The organism is Xanthomonas cucurbitae, from assembly GCF_002939885.1.
In the GTDB taxonomy this organism is placed as follows: Bacteria; Pseudomonadota; Gammaproteobacteria; order Xanthomonadales; family Xanthomonadaceae; genus Xanthomonas; species Xanthomonas cucurbitae.
Map to the genome: position 1 here is coordinate 1 of NZ_MDED01000123.1, position 556 is coordinate 556.

Below are 556 nucleotides of genomic sequence, written 5' to 3' on the forward strand. Positions count from 1 at the left end.
CGCAAGTGGCATGAGCAGCATGCGGCCAGCGGCAGCGCGATTGCGGCTGAAGCGATCGCGCGCATCGGCGTGCTTTACACCATCGAAGCGGCAGCCAGCGCGCTGAAGCCCGATGAGCGTCTGGCTTACCGACAAGAACACGCCGTGCCGGTGCTATCGCGGCTGAACTGCTGGTTGTTGGAGTTGCAGCAGACGGTGATGGGCAACAGCGGCACCGCGCGTGCACTGGCCTATACGCTCAAGCGATGGGACGCGCTGACGCGTTATGTCCAGGACGGACGTTACCCGATCGACAACAACCTGATCGAAAACGCGATTCGTCCGGTGGCGCTGGGACGCAAGAATTGGCTGTTTGCCGGCTCAGCGCAGGCGGGCAGGCGCGCGGCGGCGATCATGAGCCTACTGGCCACCGCCAAGGCCAACGGTATCGAACCGCATGCCTGGCTGCATGACACCCTGGCGCGGCTGCCGACGACCTTGGATCGGGACATCGATCAATTGCTGCCGTTGCGCACGGAGTGAGGTTTCGGGGTAGGTGAGGTTGGCGGACGCTTAC

General features: G+C 63.8%; 1 protein-coding gene. It reads left to right on the forward strand.

Annotated features, from left to right (window positions below; genetic code table 11):
• The coding region (locus tag XcuCFBP2542_RS19015) for an IS66 family transposase (RefSeq protein WP_146090385.1) at positions 1–522 on the forward strand (522 nt) is incomplete at its 5' end.
• Positions 523–556 lie beyond the last annotated feature (34 nt).